Below are 22470 nucleotides of genomic sequence, written 5' to 3'. Positions count from 1 at the left end.
AGAGCACACTTCTTCCTCCGATAATGCTTTCCTGTCAATCCTTTCTTCTGGCCTGCTTTCCCATCTTGTAGAGTTCTTCCGCGGCCAGCCTGGTCTTGGCCACCACATCGCCGCCTTCTGTGGGGAAGCAGTAATACAGCACATCCCCATTGCCGATGCAGATCACATCCCCCACCTCGTACCAGTAATAGTCCGAATACAGACTATAAGAAGCCCCTGGCTTCTGCGCATAGTCCAGTTTCCCATCGCAGCCAATCAGGCGAAAGCCCTCCGCCGTGTGGCGCAGCCGCCCCTTCCCCACCCGATAGATGCTTTTCGTATCCACCATCATACAGATATCCACAGGCACGTCCAGCAGATAGGTGCCTTCCTCCAGCTCTTTCCGCACGCTATCCCGCTCCCAGCGGTACCAGTCGGGAATATGCGGAAACTCCGTCTCTCCCTCCACGGCCTGCAGGAAGCCATATTCCGTCAGCTCATAGGCTTTCCCACAGTTCCCGCAGCGGATTCTGCTCCCCTGGCCCAGCATCTGCCCCTCCGTGCCGCAGTGAGGGCATTTGTACAGGACCCGGTTCAGGCAGTCGGCCCGGAAAGCTTCCCCGATGCGGATTCCATTCTCCTGCTGCCAGCGGAAATTATCAAAGGAGAATTTCTCCTGTATCAGTGCATTCAGTTCTTTCGCGGATTTGCTCCGGATTTCCTCCGGGGACAGAAGATATTCCATGTCCGCGGACACGTCCACTTTCCGCAGCTTCAGGTTATTGTACAGGGGATCTCTGGCAAAAGCGCCGTAGGTGCGAATCATCACCACCGGGCCCCCCAGTATCTTCAGGCATTTCCCCAGGCTGTCCGGCAGGGGCGTGGCCATGCCGTCAAAGCTGTAGCTGGCCTCCGGGAACATCAGCACGCTGCTTTTCAGTTTTTTCAGCGCGAACAGCATATCCCGCACCAGTCCCATGTCCGTGACAAATTTCTTCGTGGGGATACAGCCGATGGCCCGCATGAGCCAGTTCTTCCCCACAAAGCCGTCGGAGGTGCACACAATATTGAACGGCCTGGGATAAAGGATGGCGGCCGCGATCTTCGGGTCGATGAAGCTGGAGTGGTTCATCAGGATCAGGCAGGGCTCCCCCTTTCCCAGCCGCTCCATGCCGATTTCCCTGTGGGTGAAATGTGTGGCCCGCAAATCCGGCAGGGACAGCAGCTTCAACAGCAGCCGGAAAATCCGCGCAGGCCTCACAGGGCTCCGGTGGAGCCCCACAGGGCGCGCCAGAACCTCCTCAATCGCCATATCCTTTATCTTTATCTTCATGTAACCCCCTCATCACATCCCGTACCTTTATGGGACGCCCCTTTTCATCCAGGAGAAGTTCAATTCAGCGCACGGCTGTCTCGGTTCCGCCGCCTACTCGGCTATATAAGTAGGCGCGTTCTTCGGGCTCTTCCCCTTGATTACATTATGATAGTACGAATAGGTCATAGGCGTGTCTTTCTTCAGGATGTCCGCATCCAGCACTTTTCCCAAAAATACGGTATGGGTGGAGGTCTCCATCTTGTCGATGACCTCGCAGGTAATATAGGCGCAGGCATCGGTCACTACCGGCAGAAACCCCTTTACGGCATAGTCCACTTCGTCAAATTTGTCGTTGTCCCTGCCGCTCTTGAAGCCGAAAGTGCCTATGATGCCGGGCTTTGAATTCTCGCCAAGGATGGAGATGGCGAACTTCCCGGTGTCCTGGATGCACTGGTTGGTGTAGTTGTCATGGTTGATGCTCACCGCGATCGTGGCGGGCTCGGAAGTAATCTGCATGGCGCTGTTGGCCGTGCAGCCGGTGGCCCTGCCCTTGTCCCAGGTGCTGACTACATAGACTCCGTAAGATAATTGATAAAATGCGCTTTTGTTCATGATTTCCTGTCTCCTCTCTTTTCCGCGTTCCTTACGATATTTTCTGTCTCTCCTCTGCTGCCTGTTCTCCCCGGATGAAATTCCCCTATCCCCACAGCCGGGATTTCAGTGAACCTCTCCGTTTCCATGATTATAGTCAAATTCGCATTTTTCCAGAAATGCCCTGGCCATCAGCGTGGCCCCTACCCGGTTGGGATGCACTCTGTCCCAGGCGATAAAAGTGGAATGGCGTATCTTGCAGTAGTCCTCATACATCTGCTGGAAATCTACGAATATACAGCCATGTTTCTGGGCAAGCCGGGCACAGACAGCCACATACTCGTCCATTCTGCTGCGCATGGCGTCTTCCCGGTTGGGCTCCATGTAATAGGGAGAGAGCAGAAAGATACCTTTCACCTTTCCCTTTACCTGCAGAATCATCTGCTCCACATTCTGCTCATACTCCTCCGGCATGACCTGTTCATCCGGTATGGCCGGGGAGTCGAACTGCCTCCACACGTCATTGATGCCGATGCAGATGGAGACCCAGTCAGGCTTCAGATCCACCACATCCCTCTGAAACCTTGCCAGCAGATCCCGGCTGGTGTTACCGGAGATTCCGGAATTCGTCACCCGGATTTTCCGCTCCGGATAGCAGGCCGCCAGTAAATTATCGATAATCCGCACATATCCCGTGCCCAGGTTTTCAAACAGCCCCTCTCCCACCGGCTGGGCGCTGCCCATATCCGTCACTGAATCGCCGGCGAACACGATTCTGTCCATATCCTCAAAAATCATTTCCGACTCCTCTTTTCTCATTTGGTAAATATTGTTTTCCAAATGCTATACTAACAGCTTACTTTATCGAACCCGAAAAGTCAACAGAAACCGGATGGAAAGATGAGCCGGGAGCAGGCTGGAAAACTTTCTGAAACAGCCCTGGCTGAAAAATTTTATCCTTGACAACCCTCTCAGCTTCGGCTATACTGAAAATGCCGTACCTCTTCAAGGTTCGGTACAGTGATGAAATTCGGTCTTGCGCAATGGGAATCCGTGAATCGTGTCAGGTTGGGAACAAAGCAGCACTAAACGGAACCTCTCATGTGCCGCAAGGCAGCCGGGTGGAGCTGTACCGGCCTTGAAGGGGTGCGGTTTTTGCGTACATGGCAGATTGGGAAAGTTATTCCCGGCAGAAAATAAGATATGACCCATAGACCTTTAGAGAAGATGAAGGAGATGCGCTTATGGAAATGGCCCTTAAGACAGTCAATCGGATAATGCAGGACTGCGCCCTCTGCCCCAGACGCTGCCATGCAGACCGGTTTTCGGGAAAAACAGGCTTCTGCGGCCAGGGTGCCGAAATCGCCGCGGCCAGGGCCGCCCTGCATTTCTGGGAGGAGCCCTGCATCTGCGGCAGCCGCGGATCCGGCGCGGTGTTCTTCTCCGGCTGCAGCCTGCAGTGTGTCTTCTGCCAGAATCATGATATCGCCCTGGGGAAAAGCGGACGCCCCCTGTCCCTGGAACGGCTGGCCCGGATTTTTCTGGAGCTTCAGGGCAAAGGGGCCGTCAATATCAATCTGGTCACAGCCGGCCATTTCCTGCCCCAAATCTCTCTGGCCCTTTCCATGGCCAAGAAAGAGGGGCTCTCCCTTCCTGTGGTATACAATAGTTCCGGCTATGAGGAAGTCTCTTCCCTGCGCATGCTGGAGGGGCTTGTGGACATCTATCTGCCGGATTTAAAGTACCATTCCCCCCGGATTTCCGCCCTTTATTCCCATGCCCCGGACTATTTTGAAAAGGCTGCGGCGGCGATTGCGGAGATGTTCCGGCAGGTGGGCAGACCTGTCCTGTCCCCGGACAGCGGGCTGATGAAAAAAGGCGTCATTGTACGCCATCTGCTGCTCCCCGGCTGCGCGGGGGATTCCAAGAGGGTGCTGCGCCATCTCCATGACACATACGGAAATGACATCTATGTCAGTATCATGAACCAGTATACCCCTCTGGAACATCTGAAGCAGATTCCGGAACTTGCCCACTCTCCGCTGCTTCGTCCGGTGACAGAGGAGGAGTATGCCCGGGTGCTGGATTTCGCGGACAGAATCGGCATCGAGACGGGCTACATGCAGGAGGGCGGCACGGCTGCGGAAAGCTTTATTCCGGCTTTCAACGGCGAGGGGCTTTAGTTTTTATGTCAGATTTCCGTCCGCATCATATAATATCCGAAATCCCCGGGCTGCGCAGGTTCCTCGGCGCATTCAAAGCTCTCGAAGCCGAACATGATGGCTACCTGCTTTTCCTTTTCGTAGAAATTTCCCGGCACCCCTATGTAATAGGCGTACTCTCCTTTTTGCTCTACTCTGGCCAGAAGAAGATGCTGATAATTGTAATAGCCGTGGAGCAGGAAGCTGTTGTTCACAGACTTATAGGAAGCCTCCGGGAACAGCACGAAATCAGAAGGGCCTAAGGAAATATACTCCCGCGCGTCCTGAAAGGGGCGGATGTGCGGATAGATTGCCCAGAGCTGTGACCACTTGTCCTCCATAAGCTTCACCGGCTTTTTCCGGGACTCTGCGGAATTTGCGCTTTGCCTCCTCTCGCGGTCTTCCCGTTCCGCAGCCCTTTTTCCGGAATTGTTGACACGGTCCACTATTTCCCTGGCTTCTCTCCCGGCGCTGCGACTTTTCCAGTCCGCGGATATTCCTCCGAGTTTGTCGTCCGCCCTCTTCTTGTCAGTCTCCTGACGGCCAGACAAAGTCGGCTCTCTGTAGCCGTTCCTTTTTGTACGTCGCATACCCTCTGCCATACCCTCGCTCTTCTCCCAGCCTCTTTCCATGCGGCCTGCTGCATTTCTCGTGCCGTATGCCGTATTTCCTATACTGCCTGCTGCATTTCCCATGCTGTATGCCGTATTTCCTATGCTGCCTGCTGCATTTCCCATGCTGTATGCCGTATTCCTGCCTGCCGTATCCTCCAAGCTGCTGCCCTGCAGTTCGGTTCCGTTTCGTCTTTGTGTGCCGTCTCTTGCAGAATTCTTCATCGGGCTCTTTTCCGCTCTGCGCAGGTCAGCCTTTGTTCTCTCCACGTCTGCCGGCACAGTATCCTCCTCAATCGCCTCCCCTATAGCCCGGCTTTTCCTGACTGCTGCATTTTCGACAAATTTTTCATGATTCGCCTCTTCCGCAAGGCTATCTTCCGCAGCTCTTCCATTTCCGATTACATCTCCAGAAAAAGCCGCCTCATCTCTTCCTGTCTCTGCTATCCCCCCAGTCACGCTGCCTCCGCCCATGTCCTCTGAAAATATAGCTTTCTCAGCATCATCTGCTGTTTGGCTAAGGCCGTCCTTTTCCAATCCGACGGCCTCCCGTTTCTGCCCGCTGCTTTCTTTTCTCTCCTGCTGCCCGGCCTCTCTCTCCTCCTGCCGCCTAATCTCCCTCTTCTCTTGCGGTCTCCCCTGCCATTTGCCGGAAATCTCTCTCCCTCCCCCCAGCGGAACGCGAATCCCGCTAAGTTCCTCATAGCCTATCCCCGTGCCGCCGATATCCTCCAGATTCCTCCACAAATGCCCAAACTTCCCTCTTCCTGCCGCAATCTCTATCTTTCCGGCAGCTTCCTCCCGCCCTGTGCCGCAGAGCACCACATCCCGGGCGAAAGTATCCGTATGGTGCAGCCCGGTCACCAACAGTTCCATCCGCAGCGTCCCGTCCCTCACTTCCAGCTTTGCAAAGCCGCCTCCTCTGACACGCATTCCCCCCTCATAGTAATCCAGATACTTCACTTTCTTCTCATACAACATAAAAAATCCCCCGAATCTATTGATGGTCTCTTCCATCCAAAGATGGCTTCTCCATTCAATATATTCGGAGGGTTGTCTCACTTATTCCTAATCGGGCAAATCTCGTCCCAAGATGTCATGGAATCCTGCGGATCCCAAAGAATCCTGCGGATCCCAAAGAATCCTACGGATTCTTAATAATCAATGCTGTCCAGATATTTCATGTAATTCACTACCATCAGCGCGATCTTGAACGTCAATGCATCATCGAAATTGCGTAAATCCAGCCCCATGCTCTTCTGAAGCTTCTCGATACGGTACACCAGCGTATTCCTGTGCACGAACAGCTGCCTGGAGGTCTCGGACACATTCAGGTTGTTCTCAAAAAACTTATTGATTGTGGTAAGGGTCTCATCGTCCAGATCATAGGGCACATTGTCGCCAAAGATCTCGTCGATGAAAATCCTGCACAGGTTCACCGGCAGCTGATATATCAACCGTCCGATGCCCAGCGTATTATACGCCACCACATTCTTCTCCGCGTAGAATATCTTGCCCACATCCAATGCCATCTTTGCCTCTTTGTAGGATTTGGACACATCTTTCAGCTCCTGAACCACCGTGCCGATAGCCACTTTCACGTTCAGCATAGCCTCAGCGTTCATCATATCCACGATGACATCCGCCACCTCAAGCAGTGTGTCATTGGTATAATCCGGCTCCAGCGCCTTAATCAGGATGACGCTGCTCTCGTCCACCGCCGTGATATAATCTCCGGCATGGCTGGAGAACATCCCCTTAAGAAGCTCCATCACCACGCCGTCCTTCTCCAGCTTGGTCTCCACCAGGAAGACCGCCCTGGGCACTGCCACTTCTATGTGAAGCTTCTTGGCCCTGTTGTAGATATCCACCAGAAGCAGGTTGTCCAGCAGGAGATTCTGAAAGAAATTGTTCCTGTCGAATCTCTCCTTATATGCGATGATAAGATTCTGCAGCTGGCACACTGCAATCTTCCCTACCATGTATACATCCTCGCCGGACCCTTTTGCAACCAAAATGTACAGAAGCTCTCCCTCGTCCATAATCTTCAGCAGATGATGGGCGCCAATCACCTGGCTGTCTGCAGGGGAATATGCAAATCCACTGACCAAATCCGCGGTAATGTCAAGCTGTGTCGTCGTGGATGCCACCGGCGTGCCCGAAAGGTCATAGACACATAAATCCACTTTCGTGATAGCTTTCAGTTCATCTATACTGGTCTGAATCGTCTGACTTGAAATCATGTTATCTCCCATCTGCCCCTTAGCGGTCACACCAATCAGGCTGGTATTTTCTGTCTTTTTTAAGAAAAAAGGGGTGCCGTTGCCGACACCCCCTTATGTTGCTCATACTAGTTCGTGATAACCTGCTCGGTCTCTTTATCGAATACATGAATCTTATCGATGTCGAATGCGAATCTAATCTTGTCGCCAGGTCTCGATGTGGTGCGGGGATCCACTCTAGCAGTGATGGGGAACTCCTCCAAATCAAAGTACAGGTAAACTTCTGCACCAAGCAGCTCGTAAACTCTGACGGATGATTCGAATATGGTCTTAGGATCGCATTTTGCAAGGAACTCCTCGCTGTCATAGATATCCTCAGGACGGATACCGAATGTAACAGTCTTTCCATCATAGCCGCCGGCGATAACTTTCTTGGACTTCGCCTCAGGAAGAGGAATGCTCTTGCCAGCGATTTCAAGGCTTGCAGTATTGCCGGAAACCTTAACCTTGGCATCCAGGAAGTTCATCTGAGGAGATCCCATGAATCCTGCAACGAACAGGTTCTGGGGCTTCTGATACAGATTCTGAGGGGTATCAACCTGCTGGATGACACCGTCCTTCATAACGACGATTCTGGTACCAAGCGTCATAGCCTCGGTCTGGTCATGTGTAACGTAGATGATGGTGGTGCCCAGTCTCTGATGCAGCTTGGAAATCTCAACACGCATCTGTACGCGCAGCTTAGCATCCAGGTTGGACAGAGGCTCATCCATCAGGAACACCTTAGGATTACGTACGATAGCACGGCCCATGGCAACACGCTGTCTCTGACCGCCGGACAGAGCCTTCGGCTTACGGTCAAGGAGAGGAGTCAGGTCAAGAATCTTGGCAGCTTCTTTAACCATCTTGTCGATCTGATCCTTGGGAACTTTCCTCAGCTTCAGACCGAATGCCATATTGTCGTACACGGACATATGAGGATACAGAGCGTAGTTCTGGAATACCATTGCGATATCACGGTCCTTAGGCTCTACATCATTTACAACCCTGTCACCAATCTTCAGCTCACCGGAGGAAATGTCTTCCAGACCAGCGATCATACGGAGGGTAGTAGACTTACCACATCCGGAAGGTCCTACGAAGATGATGAATTCCTTATCTGCGATTTCCAGATTGAAATCCTTAACCGCTTCGAAGCCGTTAGGATACACCTTACAGACATTCTTCAAAGATAAACTTGCCATAATAGAAAACTCCTTTCACGTTTGCATGGTTTCTTTATTCTAGTTTTAACGATGCCCCCGCATCGCTTCACCCTGTACTTAGTATAGCGAAAAATAGGTTTTTACGCCATACCACTATTCCACAAAGTTTTTTGGGCAAAACATCTAAAATGCTTATAAACATGCGGATTTTTTGTCACTTTTGTTATTTTGTACACTTTATTGCCATTGTCTTAGTCAAAATGCACAGCTTCAATCCTGTCCTTCTCCAATGCGCAGCGGCTCTTCCTGGATGCTCTCGTCCAGCTCGTCCTTGAATATCCTTTCGTCCTCCTCCGGATTCTCCAGGTTCTCCGCGCCCTCTTCCCCCTCGGCTTCATCCACTCCGTTCATCTTGTCCTCCAGCTTCTGGAAGAATTTGTTGTACAGCTTCGCGGAGGCCCAGGCAGGGGCCGAGAAGCCGAACAGGAACACCACCGGTATGATCTGGGGGGCCAGAATGAAAAGCGCCGCCGGTACCACGGACAGAATCATCATCAGAATCGTCTTGGGGAACTGCAGGATTCCGATGAAGAACGCATTCTTGATTGTGCGCATGACTGTGTTGTCGAACTTGGACAGCACGGGATAGACGAAAGTGAACGTGAACAGCACTATCACTGCCACCACTGCCAGGATAATCTTCATGGGCTGTCCGAAATCTATGGTGGAATTGCGGATGATGAAGAAATCTCCCACCAGGAGCATGACCACCACCAGCTCAATCAGCCAGATTATAATTCCCTGGCGGAGATTCAGTTTAAAGGATTTAAAATAGTCCTTCGTGATGTAGCACTCCTCGTCTCTCGCTATCTTCAGCGCCATATAGTGCAGGGCGGTCAGGGCCGGGCCCACGGTGATAATCGGGATACAGAAGAACAAAGTCAGGATATTCAGCCACATCAGATCGGCCACCTTATTCAGGAACTGCATCAACGGGCTATCCAGATTAAAGAGTTTCATAAACATTTTCCTCCTGTCTTAAAAGACTTTTTCCATGGGCGTCAACCGTATGCCTGAGATCTCCATCTCGGGCCGCACAGCGCGGAACCCCTGTTTTCTGTAGAAATTTACGGCTGCGGACGCCGCTTCCAATGACATGTACCGTTCCCCCGCCTCGTTTTTCAGATAATCACATAGCTTCTTAAGAATCGAGCTTCCGACGCCTCTGTAGTGATAGGCCGCGTCCACGAACAGCAGCGACAAGTGATTTTTGTCCCTGACAGTGCCCGCGCCGATTATCCTGTCGTCGTCCACTGCCACCATCAGCCGATACTTCCCCTCCAGGAAAGACTCATACAGTCCAAAACCCGTGATGAAGTCAAAAAAATGCTCTACGCCCTCCCGGGGATATTCTTTTCCTTCATATTGCAGAAACGTGCGCCAGATCATCTCCACGGCGGGCACCCATTCCTCTTTTTTCGCCCACCTGACCTGATACTGTCTCTGCAGACTCCTCATATCCATCGATTTCGCTGCTCCATAGATGCCTCGTCACGGCGCGGTCTGATTCGCGGCAACAGCCCGCCTTAAGCCGTGGATTCTATTGCTTCAGAACCTTACTTTGCACCCATTCCAGAATATCCTCCATGACTTCTGCCCGGTTGGTCTCATTCAGCAGTTCATGCCTCCCGCCCTCATACAGCTTCAGGCTGATATCCTCAAGCCCGGCCGCCGCCAGAGAGTCGCAGGCCTTGCGCACGCCCTTTCCATAGTCGCCCACCGGATCAGCATCCCCTGACACCATGAATACCGGCAGATTCTTTGGAACCGCTTTCAGATTCTCCTGGCTGTGGAGCCTGCTCACCAATGTGAACAGCGCGTCAAAGCCGTTCACCGTGAACGTAAAGCCGCACATGGGGTCAGCGATATATTGATCCACCCGCTTCTCGTCCCGGCTCAGCCAGTCCCATGGCGTCCGCGGATTCCCGATTTTCCTGCCGTAACCGCCGAAAGCCATCTTATCTATCAATTTGCTCACATGGCGGGAGCCGCAGAAGAGTTTCTGTATCCCCGCCAAAAGCCTTGCCGCCAGCAGCACTGCCATGGGCTGCATTCCTGTGCCCATGATGACCGCGGCATCTATCCCGGTTCCGTACCGGCAGATGTAATTGCGGGCGATGAAAGAGCCCATACTGTGTCCCATAATCACATAGGGCACGTGGGGATAAAGCTCCTGCGTCAGCTTCTTCAGCCGGTGCTCATCCCTCACCAGGACAGTGGCGGGATCCTGCTCGCAGAAATACCCCTGTTTCCCTTTCTCCCCCACTGATTTTCCATGGCCCAGGTGATCGTCCCCGGTCACCACGAAGCCCCGGGCTGTCAGATATTCCGCAAATTCCTCATACCGCTCCGCATACTCCGCCATGCCGTGCACTACCTGGAGGACGCAGCAGATTTTTTCCGTGTCCTCCGGCCGGTAGCGGACCGCGTGAATCCTGCTCTCCCCGTCCCGGGAGTCAAAATAGAATTCTTCTTTTACCATACTGACAGTATACCTCATTTTACAGGAAATGTTAACAGATTTCTGCGCCTGCGGGCATCTCTTTCTCAGGCGTCATCAGCGCCAGTTTCCCTGACGCGTCCTCCGCGCACAGAAGCATCCCCTCGGAAAGCACGCCGGCCAGCTTTGCAGGTTTTAAGTTCACCAGCACCATCACTTTCTTGCCCACCATCTCCTCGGGAGAATAATGCGCCTTGATGCCGGACACGATCTGCTTCACCTGGCTGCCGATTTTCACCTGGCTGCAGAGCAGTTTCTTGGACTTGGGCACTGCCTCGCAGGCGATGATCTCCCCTACCTGGAACTGCAATTTCTCAAAATCCTCAAAACCGATTTCCGCCTTGGGTTCTATGTCGATTACGTCAGCGGCCGTCTCGGGGCCGTCAGCCGCTCCGGTTCCGGCGGTTTCCGCGCTCTCCTGCGCCGCCATGGCTGCCGCCATCTCCTCGTCTTTCTTCTCCACTTCTTTCATATCCAGCCTTGCGAACAGAATCTCCGGCTTGTCCGTGACCTTGCTGCCGCTCTCATACAAACCGAAAGTCTCCAGCTGGTCGAATCCCCGCAGATTCGTGTTCAATTGAGCGGCAATTTTCCCAGCGGTCTCCGGCATATAGGGCTCCAGCAGGGAAGCGCCGATGCAGATTCCCTCCACCAGGTTGTAGAGCACCGTGGAAAGCCTGTCCGCTTTGGCCTCGTCCTTTGCCAGGATCCAGGGCTCCGTCTCGTCGATATATTTGTTGCAGCGCTTGAAGATGCCGAAGATCTCCGTCAGGGAGTCCGCCACCCGCAGCTGCGCCATTTTTTCCTTCACTTTCCCGTAGGTTGCGGTGACCACGGCCTTCAGGTCCCCATCCAGGGCCTGGTCCACGGCGCCCTTGTCCGCCACCACGCCGCCGAAATATTTATTGCTCATGGAGATGGTGCGGTTCACCAAGTTCCCCAAAGTATTGGCCAGGTCGGAATTGGTGCGCTCCGCAATCAGCTCCCAGGTAGCATTGCCGTCATTCTCAAAGGGCATCTCATGGAGCACATAGTAGCGCACCGCGTCCACGCCGAAAAAGTCCACCAGGTCGTCCGCGTAGAGCACATTCCCCCTGGACTTGCTCATCTTGCTGCTGTTCATCAGAAGCCATGGATGGCCGAAAATCTGCTTCGGCAGCGGCTCGTCCAGGGCCATCAGGAAAATGGGCCAGTAAATGGTATGGAAGCGGATGATATCCTTTCCGATCAGGTGCAGATCCGCAGGCCAGAGCTTTTTGTACTGCTCTGTGCTGTTCCCCTCCGCGTCATAACCGATGCCGGTGATATAGTTGGTCAGCGCGTCCAGCCACACATACACCACATGCCCCGGGTCGAAGTCCACGGGAATCCCCCATTTGAAAGAAGTCCTGGACACGCACAAATCCTGGAGCCCCGGCAGCAGGAAATTGTTCATCATCTCATTCTTGCGGGATACGGGCTGGATGAACTCAGGATGCTCGTTGATATGCTTTATCAGCCTGTCCGCGTATTTGCTCATACGGAAGAAGTAGGCCTCCTCCCTGGCGGGCTTCACCTCCCTGCCGCAGTCCGGGCACTTGCCGTCCACCAGCTGGGATTCCGTCCAGAAGGACTCGCAGGGGGTACAGTACATCCCCTCGTAGGCCCCCTTGTAGATGTCGCCCTGATTGTACATCCGCTTGAAGATCTTCTGCACCTGTCTCTCATGGTAATCGTCCGTGGTGCGGATGAATTTGTCATAGGAAATATTCAGCATATCGCACATGCCCTGGATGATGCCCGCCGCATTGTCCACGAATTCCTTGGGAGTCACGCCGGCCTCCTGGGCTTTCAGCTCGATTTTCTGTCCATGCTCGTCCGTGCCGGTCTGGAAAAAGACATCGCAGCCTTCCTTTCTCTTGAAACGCGCGATGCTGTCCGCCAGCACAATCTCATAGTTGTTGCCGATGTGCGGCTTGCCTGAAGTATAGGCGATGGCCGTCGTAAGATAGTATTTTTCCCTGTCTTCCATTTCCAATCTCCTCTCATTGATTCCCGAGGGCATCCTGCGCAATCCCGCCGCAGACAGCCTGTACGCCGAATCTGCCTGTTTTGGCAGGTCTGCTTTCCGCCGCGCCATTTATCCGGCCATTACCCGCAGAAGCCTGTCCGCGCTGCAGATTCAAAAAAGCCCGCCCCCCAGCCTTTCATGCACCAGAAGACGAGCTCATATGCCCGTGATGATACTTTCTCCGCCTGCCCCGCGCAGGAGACGGCGGAAAATCCCTGTCACCTCGTTTTTCTTCCTAATACATAACGGTAACACATAACAAGGATGACTGTCAATAACTATTTTTTTGTGGAAATCTTGCTGTATCCTCCCTTTCTGTCATAGGAATCCAGCAGGTAGCTCTCCTCCACATGGTAGGTGCTGATCTGCACTGCGTCCCTTCTGGATTTCACCTCCCTGCGGGGCTCCTCCCTGACATTTTTCTGCTTTGCCTGAAAAGGACGTCTTGCCTCATATTTGGAGGCATTCCCCCTTAGATGCCCGGCAAGCTGTCCTGTGATATCCTTGAAGCGGACACGCATCCTGCTCCACAGATTCCCTTTCTGGCCATCGTCTTCCTGCACTGCCGCCACATCGGCAGCCTCCTGTGTCCGGGGCTGTGCCGCCGGGGCAGCCGCCTGTGCGGCCCGGGATACATGCACTGCCTGGGAAGCTTCCATCTGCCGCCCGTCCGTCACTGCCGTGTCCACGCTCTGGCTGGCAGTATCGGAAGCCTCTTTGCTGTCGCTTATCTGTGCCAGCACCTGCTCCTGGCCCGTCCTGCCGCCTGCCTCCCCTGCCGCGCCGGTCTCGCTGCCGCTCCAGAAACGCCGCAGCATTCCCCTGCCCTTGCCCAGCTGATTGTCCAGCCAGGCCGACAGGGACAGCTGTCCCTCGCCCTGCTGCTCAGCCACCTGCTGATTCTGGGCTTTCGCCGCGGAGGCAGCTGCCTTTGACACGTCCGCCTCCATCTTGTAATGGGAGTGGTCATGCATACATTTGGTTATATGATGAGCCTGTGCGCTGTGCTCTCCCCCGCTGATTCCATGAAAATCCATCGCTGCCCCCCTAACACATTTTCTCCAGGAAACGAGTCACATTTTCCGTAATATTATTCTGAAACACTGCGGATCCCGACACTATCACATTGGCTCCCGCCTCCAGGGCCAGCCCCACATTGTCCGCCCGGATGCCGCCGTCCACTTCGATATCTGTCCTCAGTCCTCTCTCATCCACCATAGCGCGCACTTCCCGCACCTTGTCCAGGCATTCCGGCATCAGCTTCTGGCCGCCGAAACCCGGCTTCACTGTCATGACCAGCACCATGTCCACCAGCTTCAGATAAGGCTCCACCGCCTTTGCCGGGGTCTCGGGGCTGATTGTGATGCCTGCCTTTTTGCCCAGGAAACGAATCTTCTGTATGGTTCCCACCACGTCTTCCGTGGCCTCTATATGGAAATTAATCAGATTGGCCCCGCAGTCGGCGAATTCCTTGATATACCGCTCCGGCCTGTCAATCATCAGATGTACGTCAAAAAAAATGTCAGAGCACTTTCGGATGGACAATATGACCGGCATTCCGAAAGAAATGTCCGGCACAAAGACTCCATCCATCACATCAATGTGCAGATACCGTGCTCCCGCGTGCTCCACTTCCCGAATCTGCTCTCCAAGTCTGCTGAAATCCGCTGCTAAAATAGACGGCGATAGAATGTTCATCTTCTTTCTCCCCAACTCCTGCCCGAACAGGGCTCCGCATGCTTTTGCACGGTCTATTTTAGCAGAGATTCTACAGCTTGTCCACGTCCTTTTTCAATTGTTCCCAGGCATCCTCATGTTCCGTGTAATAAAGAGGACATTTTTTCCCGCCGCAGTCATAATGGCGCAGGATATCCTCGGAATCCAGGCCATAGATGTCCGTGAGCCAGGCCAGCAGGGAAATCAGGGAATCGTAGGTCTCCTGGGTGAACGATCCGTCCTCCGCCAGATAGCAGCACTCGATGGAGACGGAGTCATAGTTGCGGGTCATCACGGCATAGGCGATTTCGTCTAAGGGCACGCACTGAATGATCTCTCCCTCGTAGCCGATGACGAAGTGGGCGCTGACGCTGGCTTCATGGGTATCCTTCTGCCACTCGAAATAGCTGCGGTTCTGGGCGGCGCTGGTGCCGGGATTGGCTGTGTAGTGGACAAAGACGTTCTCCACGGACTCCAGGGGCTCGCCGGGGCGGGAATATTCGTTGGGCGTCAGGAAATCCTCTGTCCACTCGGGATGCTTCGCGAAATCATCCGCCGGGATTCCCTGCACAAAGGTTCCCGCAGGCTGCTCGGCCTGTCCGTCGGCCTCCGCACCGCCGGATACGGGCAGGGCATTTCTTTCCTCGGCATTTGCCAGATGATTTTTCAGGGCGAAGAATCCCGCGAATAAAAAGATGCAGAGCACCCATGCTCCCAAGAGGAGGCGCTGCATGAGGACGCGCTGCCTTCTGCTCTGCCTGGGGGCGGCGTGCAGGGCGGCGGCATTGCGCCGGCGCGGCATGCTCCTCCCACGCTCCCGGTCGGGCTGTCTTGTCATGGTTTTCCGGCACTCTTCCCTGTACTGCCGCGATATGTCCCCCTTCTGCCCTGCTGTCCCGCGTCCGGCTTCCCGGCGCATGCCGCGGTCTATGGGCACGAAAGCGCGGGAATCCGCCGTGCCCTTGGGCTTTTGGCTCAGGCGGGATTCCGGACGGCGATGCTCCTCCTGAGGCAAAAAGCCCCTGTCCCTCTCAGAAAATTCCCTCAGCCGGGCAGAGGTTTCCTGCTGCCGCTGTCTGGTGCGCCCCTCCGGCGGCCTGCGTTTCCGATCCCTGCTGTCAGGAATCGGCACCTGCACTATCTTCCCCTTTCTGACAGGCTCCCGGCCTCCATAGCCGCCAAACATGTCCGCCGTCACCTCACGCCCGGAGCCGCTCCCGGCCCTTCCCGCCGTACCAGCCGTCCTGACAGGCCGACTTGGCAGATATTCCTCTTCCGGCATCCATCCCTCATCGGGCATCTGCCTGTCAGGGGGCACGCGGACGTCCAAGGCAGATCCGCTGCCTGCGGCCACAGTGCCTTCATCGGAGACAGGCCTGCGCCCCTCCGCCATCCGGCTGCCATAGGCAATAGGCCTGCGGGCCTCATCCGCCCTGCCGCCATAGCCAGCCTCCCCGGGAGCCCTGCCATCCGCCCCCCGCACGGCCCTGCTCTGCCGTCTCTCATAATCCACCAGATAGGGGTTGCGCCTGGCCCCGGTCTCTTCATAATCCGCTCTCTTCTGTGCACTACCGCCCTGCCTTACCATCTCTCCACCTCGCCAAATCTGTTTCACTATGTCTTATGTGAAACCAATGATAAACCGGAGATGTATCATTTTTGTTTCGGTATCCTATCAATTCTACAAAATTTCCTCTCTTCCATCCTTGCTATATAAACGGCATCTAATTTCTGCCAGCCATCATACACAGCAAGTCATGCCGTTTATCCGGTTTGTGTGCAAGCTTTAATCACCGAATATATAGGCTCCGGCCTGCAGCTCCCACATCCGGCTGTATTCGCCGCCAAGGGCAAGGAGCTGCTCATGTGTCCCTTTCTCCACAATCCTCCCTTCCTTCATCATATATATGCAGTCAGCGTCCCGGGCAGTTGCAAGGCGGTGGGAGATAAATATCACAGTCTTGTCTTCAGAAATCCTGTGCAGCTCCTGGTTCAGACGATATTCGGAGGCTGGATCCAGGGCGCTGGATGGCTCGTCCATGATGATCAGCTCATGCCCTCTGTAAAGGGTCCTGGCAATAGCCACCTTTTGGCTCTCGCCGCCGGACAGGTTCACGCCGTCCTTTTCAAACTCCGTGGTAAGGGGCGTCTCAATCTGATATTTCAGTTTCCTTTCCGAAATGTCGAACTTCGCCCGGTCCAGCGCACGCTCCACTTCATAGGTCTCCCGTTTTTCTCCGGTGCACAAGTCCATCACCACATTCTCCCTGAGCGTCGCGGCATAAATCTTATAATCCTGGAAAACCGCGCCGATCCCCTTTCGGTAATCGGACAGCCTTAAATCCCGGATATCCTGTCCGTTGCGCAGAATCGCTCCGCTGTCGGGATCATAGAGCCGCATGAGGAGCTTCACCAGCGTAGTCTTCCCGGCGCCGTTATACCCTACCAGCGCGACCTTCTGCCCTTTCCGAATCTCCAAATCGATGTCGCGAAGCGTATCCCGTCCCCCGCCGTAGGAAAAGCTCACATGGGAAAGGGCCAGACTCCGAAAGCCTCCCTCCACCTCTTTCTCCCCGCTTACAATCTTCGGCTCAAAGAAAAGGAACCGCCGTATCTTTTCAATGAAAGCACCGTTGTAGGCAAAGCCGGGAATACATTTCACCAGGTCTCCCGAGCGTCCGATCATCCTGCGGACCGCGGCCAGCAGGATGACCACCAGGCTCAGCGAAATGCTCTGCCGGATCATGGCCCGATAGAGCAGGAAAGGCAGGTACACGGCGTAAAGCATGAAGTATTTGGGCAGGTATGCCTGTACAAATCCCAAAAAACACAGCCTGGGGCCATACTTCCTGTTCACGGCGTTCATCCTTGCATTGCATCGGTCGAAGTCCCCCAGGGCCAGCCGGCTCATCTCCGGATGGAGGCGCAGCTCCTTGGCATAGTCGTGGAGATAGAACAGCCGATGCTGGTAATCCCGTTCCCGCTCCAGGGGAAGCTTTTCCAGCCTGGCCTTCTCCTGGAGCCTGAAATAGGCCTTACCTGCCCAAAGTCTGAGCAGGCTGCAGGCGAGGGCCAGAATCAACCCTGCCGTATCCATGGACAGCAGATAGGAGAAATACAGAATGCAGACCGTGAGGGTGGAGACAAAATCCCTTCCGTCATTCATGAACCGCTCGATGCACTGGTCCGCCTGGGTGGTGGAAAGCACAAAGTCATTGTAGAATTCCGGATCGTCATAGCAGGACAGATCCATGGACTTGGCTTTTTCGTAAATCTGCCTGCGGAGCTGAAAGGTCAAAATGGGCTTCAGGCGCTCAAAGGCCCACTGATAATATACGCTGTCCACAAGCTGATGAACCAGATAGGCCAGGAAGACCCCCAGCGTGAGAAGCGCCACCTGGGAAAAAGGCGCGCCGTTTTCCACCGCATTTAAATTGTATCCGATCCAAATCGTGTATTCAAAGAAAACAAAGACGCTCTGTTCTACAGGTATGAACAGATTGAACACCATCAGCTTTGGCGATGTCTTCATGCAGAACGCAAGCAGCCAGAGCTGGTTGGAAAGCTGCTTTTTCATCGTGATGTCCCTCCTTCCATGGCCGAGGCGCTCTCTATCTTATACTGCCTCGCCTGCATCCGGTAAAGCGCCGCGTATTCCCCCTCTGCCGCCATCAGCTGCCCGTGGGTTCCCTGCTCCGAAATCCGCCCGTCCTTCAGGACGATAATCTTTTCCATGTCCTGCACACAGGACAACCTGTGGGAAATCAAAAGGAGCATTCTCCCGGCGCTGTCCCTCTTAATGTTTTCCATAAGCTCATGCTCCGCAATGGGATCCAAGGCGCTGGAGGGCTCATCGAAGATCCGGACAGGGGTGTCCTGGCAAAAAGCCCTGGCCGCCACCAGCTTTTGGGTCTGGCCGCCGGAAAAGACGGCTCCCTTTGCATCGAATTCCCTGGTCAGGACGGTATCCATGCCCTCAGGGCATTTCTCCACCACAGGCCATATCCCCGCCCTCAGGAGGGCGTCCTGCAGGCTGCTGCTCTCCTCCCGCCCCATGGTCAGGTTGTCCCGGATGCTGCGGGCAAAGATTTTCCCGTCCTGGAACGCCGCGGCGAACAGGCTCCGATAGGCTTTCAGGTTGTACTCTTTGATATTGATGCCATTGACCCGGATCTCCCCCGACGTGGGGTCGTAAAAGCGCAGGAGCAGCTTTATCAGGGTGGACTTGCCCGCCCCATTGTACCCCACCAGCGCGCAGGCCTCGTTTTCCTTTAAAGTGAAGCTGATGTTCTTCAGCGCCACCCTGCCGGACTTATAGGCAAAGCTCACATTGTCGAATTCCAGGCTGTGAACCTCCCTGTCCGGCATGATGCCCTGGGCGTCTTCCGGAATCGCGGGCTCATACGCCAGGAAATCCCGGAGATTCTGAATGAAAAGGCTGTTTTTCATGCTTTCCAGAAAAGCTTTCGTATAGCCGATCAGAATCCAGGAGACGGAAGTCATCAGTGTAGTAAGTATCGCAAATTCCGAAAAAGGCATGGTTTTCGACACCATCGTGCGGTATGCCCCATAGAAGATCACGCCCTCGAAAATAATCACAAAGGTAAAATAGAGATAACCCCACCCAAGCAGGACATTTTTCACCAGATATCTGTCCAGGGTCTTTGTGATGCCTTCCCGGGCATCCTCATGCTTTTTCTCCATCACCCGGAAGATGTCCGTCATGCGCAGCTCCTTGGCATAATCGGCCAAGTGGATGACGCGGTTCACATAGTCGGCAATCCGGCGGAAGACTACGGATTCCTCGTAAATCCGATAGGCAAGCTTATTTAAGGCATTGGCGAACACAAAGTTGCCGATGATGGGGGCCAGCACGAAAAATACCACAAAGCGGTCAATCCGGAACATCATCACCCAGGAAACCGCCACTGCCACCGTCCCCATCAGAATCTGCCACACATTGTCGATTGTCTGGATCAGCCGTTTATCGCTGTCGGCCATGGCCAGCATGTAGCGATTATAGAAGTCGCTGTCCTCAAAGCAGGAGAGATCGGCGTTGCCCGCCTTTTGGTACAGAGCATGATAAAGCCCCCGGTAAATCCTCACATCTGTCACCGGGACCAGATAGTTGTCATACCAGCTGTTGAACAGGAATATGACGCCGAACAGCCCTGCCGTGGCCAGCGCGAAAAAGAGCACCTCCAAAAAGCCGGCGCTGCCTTCTATAAGGGACAGCACCTTCTTCATGAAATATCCGGAAAAGAAGAGATATTCAAACCTGTCCAGCCCATGGTAAATCCCTGTGAAAAGCACCCGGCCGGGGCAGATGCGCCATGCGAATCCCATAATATAGCCATTGTTCTTCAGCGTCTGAGCCGCCGTCCCCTTAATTTCTTTTTTCATAGATGCACACCCCTTTCCAAGCTGTCTATCATTATAGCGCCCGGAGAGGGAAAAATCCAACTTGTCCTCCAATTCCCCGTTTTTGTCTCCGAAAAAAGATTGTAGCCACCGGGAATATTGTTTATAATAAGGACATAGAACACAGGCCGGAACGGGCGTAAAGCGCGGCGGGTGCACAGGCAGGGTAGATATGATCAGAGTGGGGCTATGCGACGATGAGCCGGTTTTGCTTGAAAAACTGAATCAATTTGTTTCGGATTGCTATGGAAAGCATCAGATTTTCGCCCAGGTACGGGGATTTGAAAAAGGCCGGTCCCTGCTTTACGAAGTGGAGGACGGCGCGCAGTTTGACCTGCTCCTTCTGGATATCGAAATGCCCGGGATGAACGGAATGGAGCTGGCGGCCCGGGTGCGGGAATTTCTGCCAAAGGTGCTGATCATTTTCATCACCTCCCATATGGAATATGTGCTGGATGCCTACGAGCTGTCGATATTTCGCTATATCCCCAAGGCGGATCCCGGCCCCAGGCTCACCCACGCCCTTCTGGACGCGGCGTCCATGGTGGGCGTCCAGCAAGGAGAAAGCTATGTGATCCACAACCAGAGCCTTTTGGAGCGGATTCCGCTGCAGAATCTTCTCTACATTACCCATGAGGGGAAAAATGCCGTGCTGGTCACTGACCTGCCTGCCGTTTCGGGGGAGCGGGATGTCTGCCGCCGGGTGCGCCGTTCCCTCCAGCAGGTATATGACGAGCTGGACGGGACACAATTCCTCTTTATCGACAGAGGGTGCATCGTGAACCTTTCCAAGGTCATGAGCATCCAGGGAGGCTGCGCAGTCCTCAGGGACGGCACCCGCCTGCCGGTGAGCCAGGCCAGGCTCCCTGTCCTCAAGGAAAAGCTCCTGAAATTCTGGAAACAGCATATATAAAGTGTCAGAGGATTGGTATGGGAACTCGCAGAAACCTGAAAAGAGAATCGGAAAAAGCCCAAATGCTCCGCAGCCAGTATGAGCTGCTGTTACAGGCATGGTCGGAGAACGCCATGCTGTTCCACGATATGGAAAACCATCTGCAGACCATTTACCAGCTGGCCCGGGAGGGCAGGCCGGAAGACATCATGCAGTATATCTCCCGGGTCAGCAGACCCATGGAGCATCTTTCGGGCATCCTGTGGACCGGCGTAGGGGTGGTGGATGCCGTGCTGAACGCGAAAGAAAGGCTTGCCACGGAAAAAGGCTATCGGATGGACATCAACGCCCAGCTCCCGGCAAACACCGGGATTTCGGAGGATGATTTCTGCACGGTGCTGACGAACCTTTTGGACAACGCCATCGAGTCCCTGGACAGGGAAAGGAGATCCGCAGGCAGGAAGAGGAACCGGGCGGATTCCGAAAGCGGCCGCACATGCCAGCCCGAAACGCCCCCGCCCGTCATTCAGGTCTCCCTGAGGAGCATCCATCACTTTTTGATTGTCCGCGTATCCAACCCCTGCGCCGGACAGCCAGGGCCGCGCCTTTTCCCCACCTCCAAGAGGGACGGGCTGCGGCATGGCTGGGGGCTGAAAAGCGTCCGGAGAACCGTGGAGAAATACAATGGCTCTCTGTCCCTGGAGATAGCGGAGGGGAGATTTATCGCGACGGCGCTGCTGTTTTTTGTTCCTCCGGGGTAAAACCGGGAACCGGCCGTCCCCTAAATATCCCGGAAGGCCCGGTAAGTCCTCTCCATCCCCTCTGCGATATCCACATAGCTCAGCCCCAGCTGCTCCTTGCCTTTTTCATTGGAATACAGCTCCGTCTCCGCCTCCGTCACCGGAAAGGGCAGGGGCAGCCCTTTGTCTTCGGCCTCCCTGGCGGTCAGGGAGATTTCCTGCGCCTCAGCGTCCGAAGCGCGCCCCAGCTCCCGGAAGAAAGCATCATATGTCAGGATTTCCTCCCCGCAGAGATTGTAGGCCTGTCCACAGGCCCTGGGATTTCGCAGGCATTTCAGCACGGCCCGGGCGGCATCCTTCACATAGACGAACTGGAAAGAGCCTGTGGCATCCGTGATGCGGGGCAGCACATGGTTCCGGGCCAGCAGCCGGATATAGACGGATTCCCTGGGGGCATAGTTCAGAGGGCCGTAGAGGATGGCCGGGCGCAGCACCGTTACGTCTATGCCCCTTCTGCCGCATTCCTCCCGCACCTCCCGCTCCAGGGCCACCTTTCCGGCGATGTACGCCCCGGCCTCCCCGGGCAGAATCCTGGTCTCCAGCGGGGTGTCCTCCCCTTTCAGGCCGCCCCTGCCCCGCTCATAGACATCCACGGTGCTGATGAAAATGTACTGTCCAATCTTTCCCGGCATATTCTCCAGCACCCTGGCGATGTCCCCCTTCTCATAGGCGCAGAAGTCCACTACGCAGTCGTAGTCATCTGTCACTGTCCTCCATACTGCCGCGTCCTTTCTGTCGCCGGTTATCTGCTTTGCACCCAGCTGCGCAACGGAATAGGTTCCCCGGTTCAGCACCGTGACATCGTGCTCCTTTGCCGCCAGCATCACGAAGACCCTGCCGAAAAAGTAGCTGCCTCCTATGACCAATATCTTCATTTCGCTCCTTTCCCATCCCCCTGGATGGCCTG

Annotated in this window: 18 protein-coding genes, 1 other RNA gene and 1 pseudogene; 4 read left to right on the top strand and 16 right to left on the bottom strand. The window is 54.6% G+C overall.

Going from position 1 to position 22470, the window contains the following annotated elements; translation table 11 throughout:
* Nucleotides 1-34: 34 nt before the first annotated feature.
* From NFS35_RS20325 to NFS35_RS20315, 3 genes and pseudogenes are all read right to left on the bottom strand, one after another.
* Nucleotides 35-1312, bottom strand: coding sequence for a lysophospholipid acyltransferase family protein (locus NFS35_RS20325; RefSeq protein ID WP_251208908.1), 1278 nt, complete (start codon nucleotides 1310-1312; stop codon nucleotides 35-37).
* Between the two features lie 96 nt (nucleotides 1313-1408).
* Nucleotides 1409-1906: pseudogene (locus NFS35_RS20320) on the bottom strand (flavin reductase family protein); the annotation flags it as partial.
* Nucleotides 1907-2011: 105 nt separating this feature from the next.
* Nucleotides 2012-2683 (bottom strand): SGNH/GDSL hydrolase family protein, encoded by a 672-nt coding sequence (locus tag NFS35_RS20315; RefSeq protein WP_251208907.1) that lies wholly within the window; start codon nucleotides 2681-2683, stop codon nucleotides 2012-2014.
* 159 nt (nucleotides 2684-2842) lie between these two features.
* Between NFS35_RS20315 and ffs the strand changes: the two genes are divergently transcribed.
* Nucleotides 2843-3052: signal recognition particle sRNA large type (gene ffs / locus NFS35_RS20310), an RNA gene on the top strand.
* 83 nt (nucleotides 3053-3135) lie between these two features.
* Nucleotides 3136-4068, top strand: a complete 933-nt coding sequence (locus NFS35_RS20305) for a radical SAM protein (protein WP_408629647.1) — start codon at nucleotides 3136-3138, stop codon at nucleotides 4066-4068.
* A gap of 8 nt (nucleotides 4069-4076) precedes the next feature.
* On the opposite strand, the gene NFS35_RS29400 is transcribed toward NFS35_RS20305, so the two are convergent.
* The 12 genes from NFS35_RS29400 to NFS35_RS20245 form a co-directional block, all read right to left on the bottom strand.
* Nucleotides 4077-5678, bottom strand: coding sequence for a DUF6128 domain-containing protein (locus NFS35_RS29400; protein WP_330640381.1), 1602 nt, complete (start codon nucleotides 5676-5678; stop codon nucleotides 4077-4079).
* A gap of 173 nt (nucleotides 5679-5851) precedes the next feature.
* Nucleotides 5852-6940, bottom strand: a complete 1089-nt coding sequence (locus NFS35_RS20295) for a PucR family transcriptional regulator (RefSeq protein ID WP_251208905.1) — start codon at nucleotides 6938-6940, stop codon at nucleotides 5852-5854.
* Nucleotides 6941-7047: 107 nt separating this feature from the next.
* A complete protein-coding gene (locus tag NFS35_RS20290) occupies nucleotides 7048-8163 on the bottom strand; it encodes an ABC transporter ATP-binding protein (RefSeq protein WP_251208904.1) in 1116 nt (371 codons plus the stop codon).
* A 231-nt stretch (nucleotides 8164-8394) separates the two neighbouring features.
* Nucleotides 8395-9144 (bottom strand): YesL family protein, encoded by a 750-nt coding sequence (locus NFS35_RS20285; protein ID WP_251208903.1) that lies wholly within the window; start codon nucleotides 9142-9144, stop codon nucleotides 8395-8397.
* Nucleotides 9145-9162: 18 nt separating this feature from the next.
* The gene (locus tag NFS35_RS20280; RefSeq protein ID WP_251208902.1) at nucleotides 9163-9648 is read right to left on the bottom strand and encodes a GNAT family N-acetyltransferase; all 486 of its coding nucleotides are present in this window, start codon (nucleotides 9646-9648) and stop codon (nucleotides 9163-9165) included.
* A gap of 76 nt (nucleotides 9649-9724) precedes the next feature.
* Nucleotides 9725-10666, bottom strand: coding sequence for an alpha/beta fold hydrolase (locus NFS35_RS20275; RefSeq protein WP_251208901.1), 942 nt, complete (start codon nucleotides 10664-10666; stop codon nucleotides 9725-9727).
* Between the two features lie 31 nt (nucleotides 10667-10697).
* Nucleotides 10698-12695, bottom strand: a complete 1998-nt coding sequence (gene metG, locus NFS35_RS20270) for a methionine--tRNA ligase (protein WP_251208900.1) — start codon at nucleotides 12693-12695, stop codon at nucleotides 10698-10700.
* A gap of 317 nt (nucleotides 12696-13012) precedes the next feature.
* A complete protein-coding gene (locus NFS35_RS20265) occupies nucleotides 13013-13771 on the bottom strand; it encodes a hypothetical protein (RefSeq protein ID WP_251208899.1) in 759 nt (252 codons plus the stop codon).
* Nucleotides 13772-13781: 10 nt separating this feature from the next.
* Complete coding sequence (rpe, locus tag NFS35_RS20260; RefSeq protein WP_251208898.1) at nucleotides 13782-14432, bottom strand: ribulose-phosphate 3-epimerase; 651 nt, start codon at nucleotides 14430-14432, stop codon at nucleotides 13782-13784.
* 70 nt (nucleotides 14433-14502) lie between these two features.
* Nucleotides 14503-16038 carry a peptidoglycan recognition family protein gene (locus NFS35_RS20255; protein WP_251208897.1) on the bottom strand — a complete coding sequence of 512 codons (1536 nt, stop codon included), beginning with the start codon at nucleotides 16036-16038 and terminating at the stop codon, nucleotides 14503-14505.
* Nucleotides 16039-16236: 198 nt separating this feature from the next.
* Nucleotides 16237-18027, bottom strand: a complete 1791-nt coding sequence (locus NFS35_RS20250; protein WP_251208896.1) for an ABC transporter ATP-binding protein — start codon at nucleotides 18025-18027, stop codon at nucleotides 16237-16239.
* On the bottom strand, nucleotides 18024-19853 hold the full coding sequence (locus NFS35_RS20245) for an ABC transporter ATP-binding protein (protein ID WP_251208895.1): 1830 nt from the start codon (nucleotides 19851-19853) through the stop codon (nucleotides 18024-18026). Before NFS35_RS20245 ends, NFS35_RS20250 begins: the two co-directional genes overlap by 4 nt.
* Before the next feature lie 190 nt (nucleotides 19854-20043).
* Between NFS35_RS20245 and NFS35_RS20240 the strand changes: the two genes are divergently transcribed.
* The gene (locus NFS35_RS20240) at nucleotides 20044-20784 is read left to right on the top strand and encodes a LytR/AlgR family response regulator transcription factor (RefSeq protein WP_251208894.1); all 741 of its coding nucleotides are present in this window, start codon (nucleotides 20044-20046) and stop codon (nucleotides 20782-20784) included.
* A 17-nt stretch (nucleotides 20785-20801) separates the two neighbouring features.
* Complete coding sequence (locus NFS35_RS20235; RefSeq protein ID WP_251208893.1) at nucleotides 20802-21524, top strand: sensor histidine kinase; 723 nt, start codon at nucleotides 20802-20804, stop codon at nucleotides 21522-21524.
* A 20-nt stretch (nucleotides 21525-21544) separates the two neighbouring features.
* Here NFS35_RS20235 and NFS35_RS20230 read toward each other — a convergent pair whose 3' ends face one another.
* On the bottom strand, nucleotides 21545-22438 hold the full coding sequence (locus NFS35_RS20230) for an NAD-dependent epimerase/dehydratase family protein (RefSeq protein WP_251208892.1): 894 nt from the start codon (nucleotides 22436-22438) through the stop codon (nucleotides 21545-21547).
* Between the last annotated feature and the right edge of the window lie 32 nt (nucleotides 22439-22470).

It is taken from the genome of Acetatifactor aquisgranensis (assembly GCF_943193215.1).
GTDB classification, from domain to species: Bacteria; Bacillota; Clostridia; order Lachnospirales; family Lachnospiraceae; genus Acetatifactor; species Acetatifactor aquisgranensis.
Note: the sequence above shows the minus strand (reverse complement) of the source record. Positions and strands in the feature narration are given on the sequence as shown.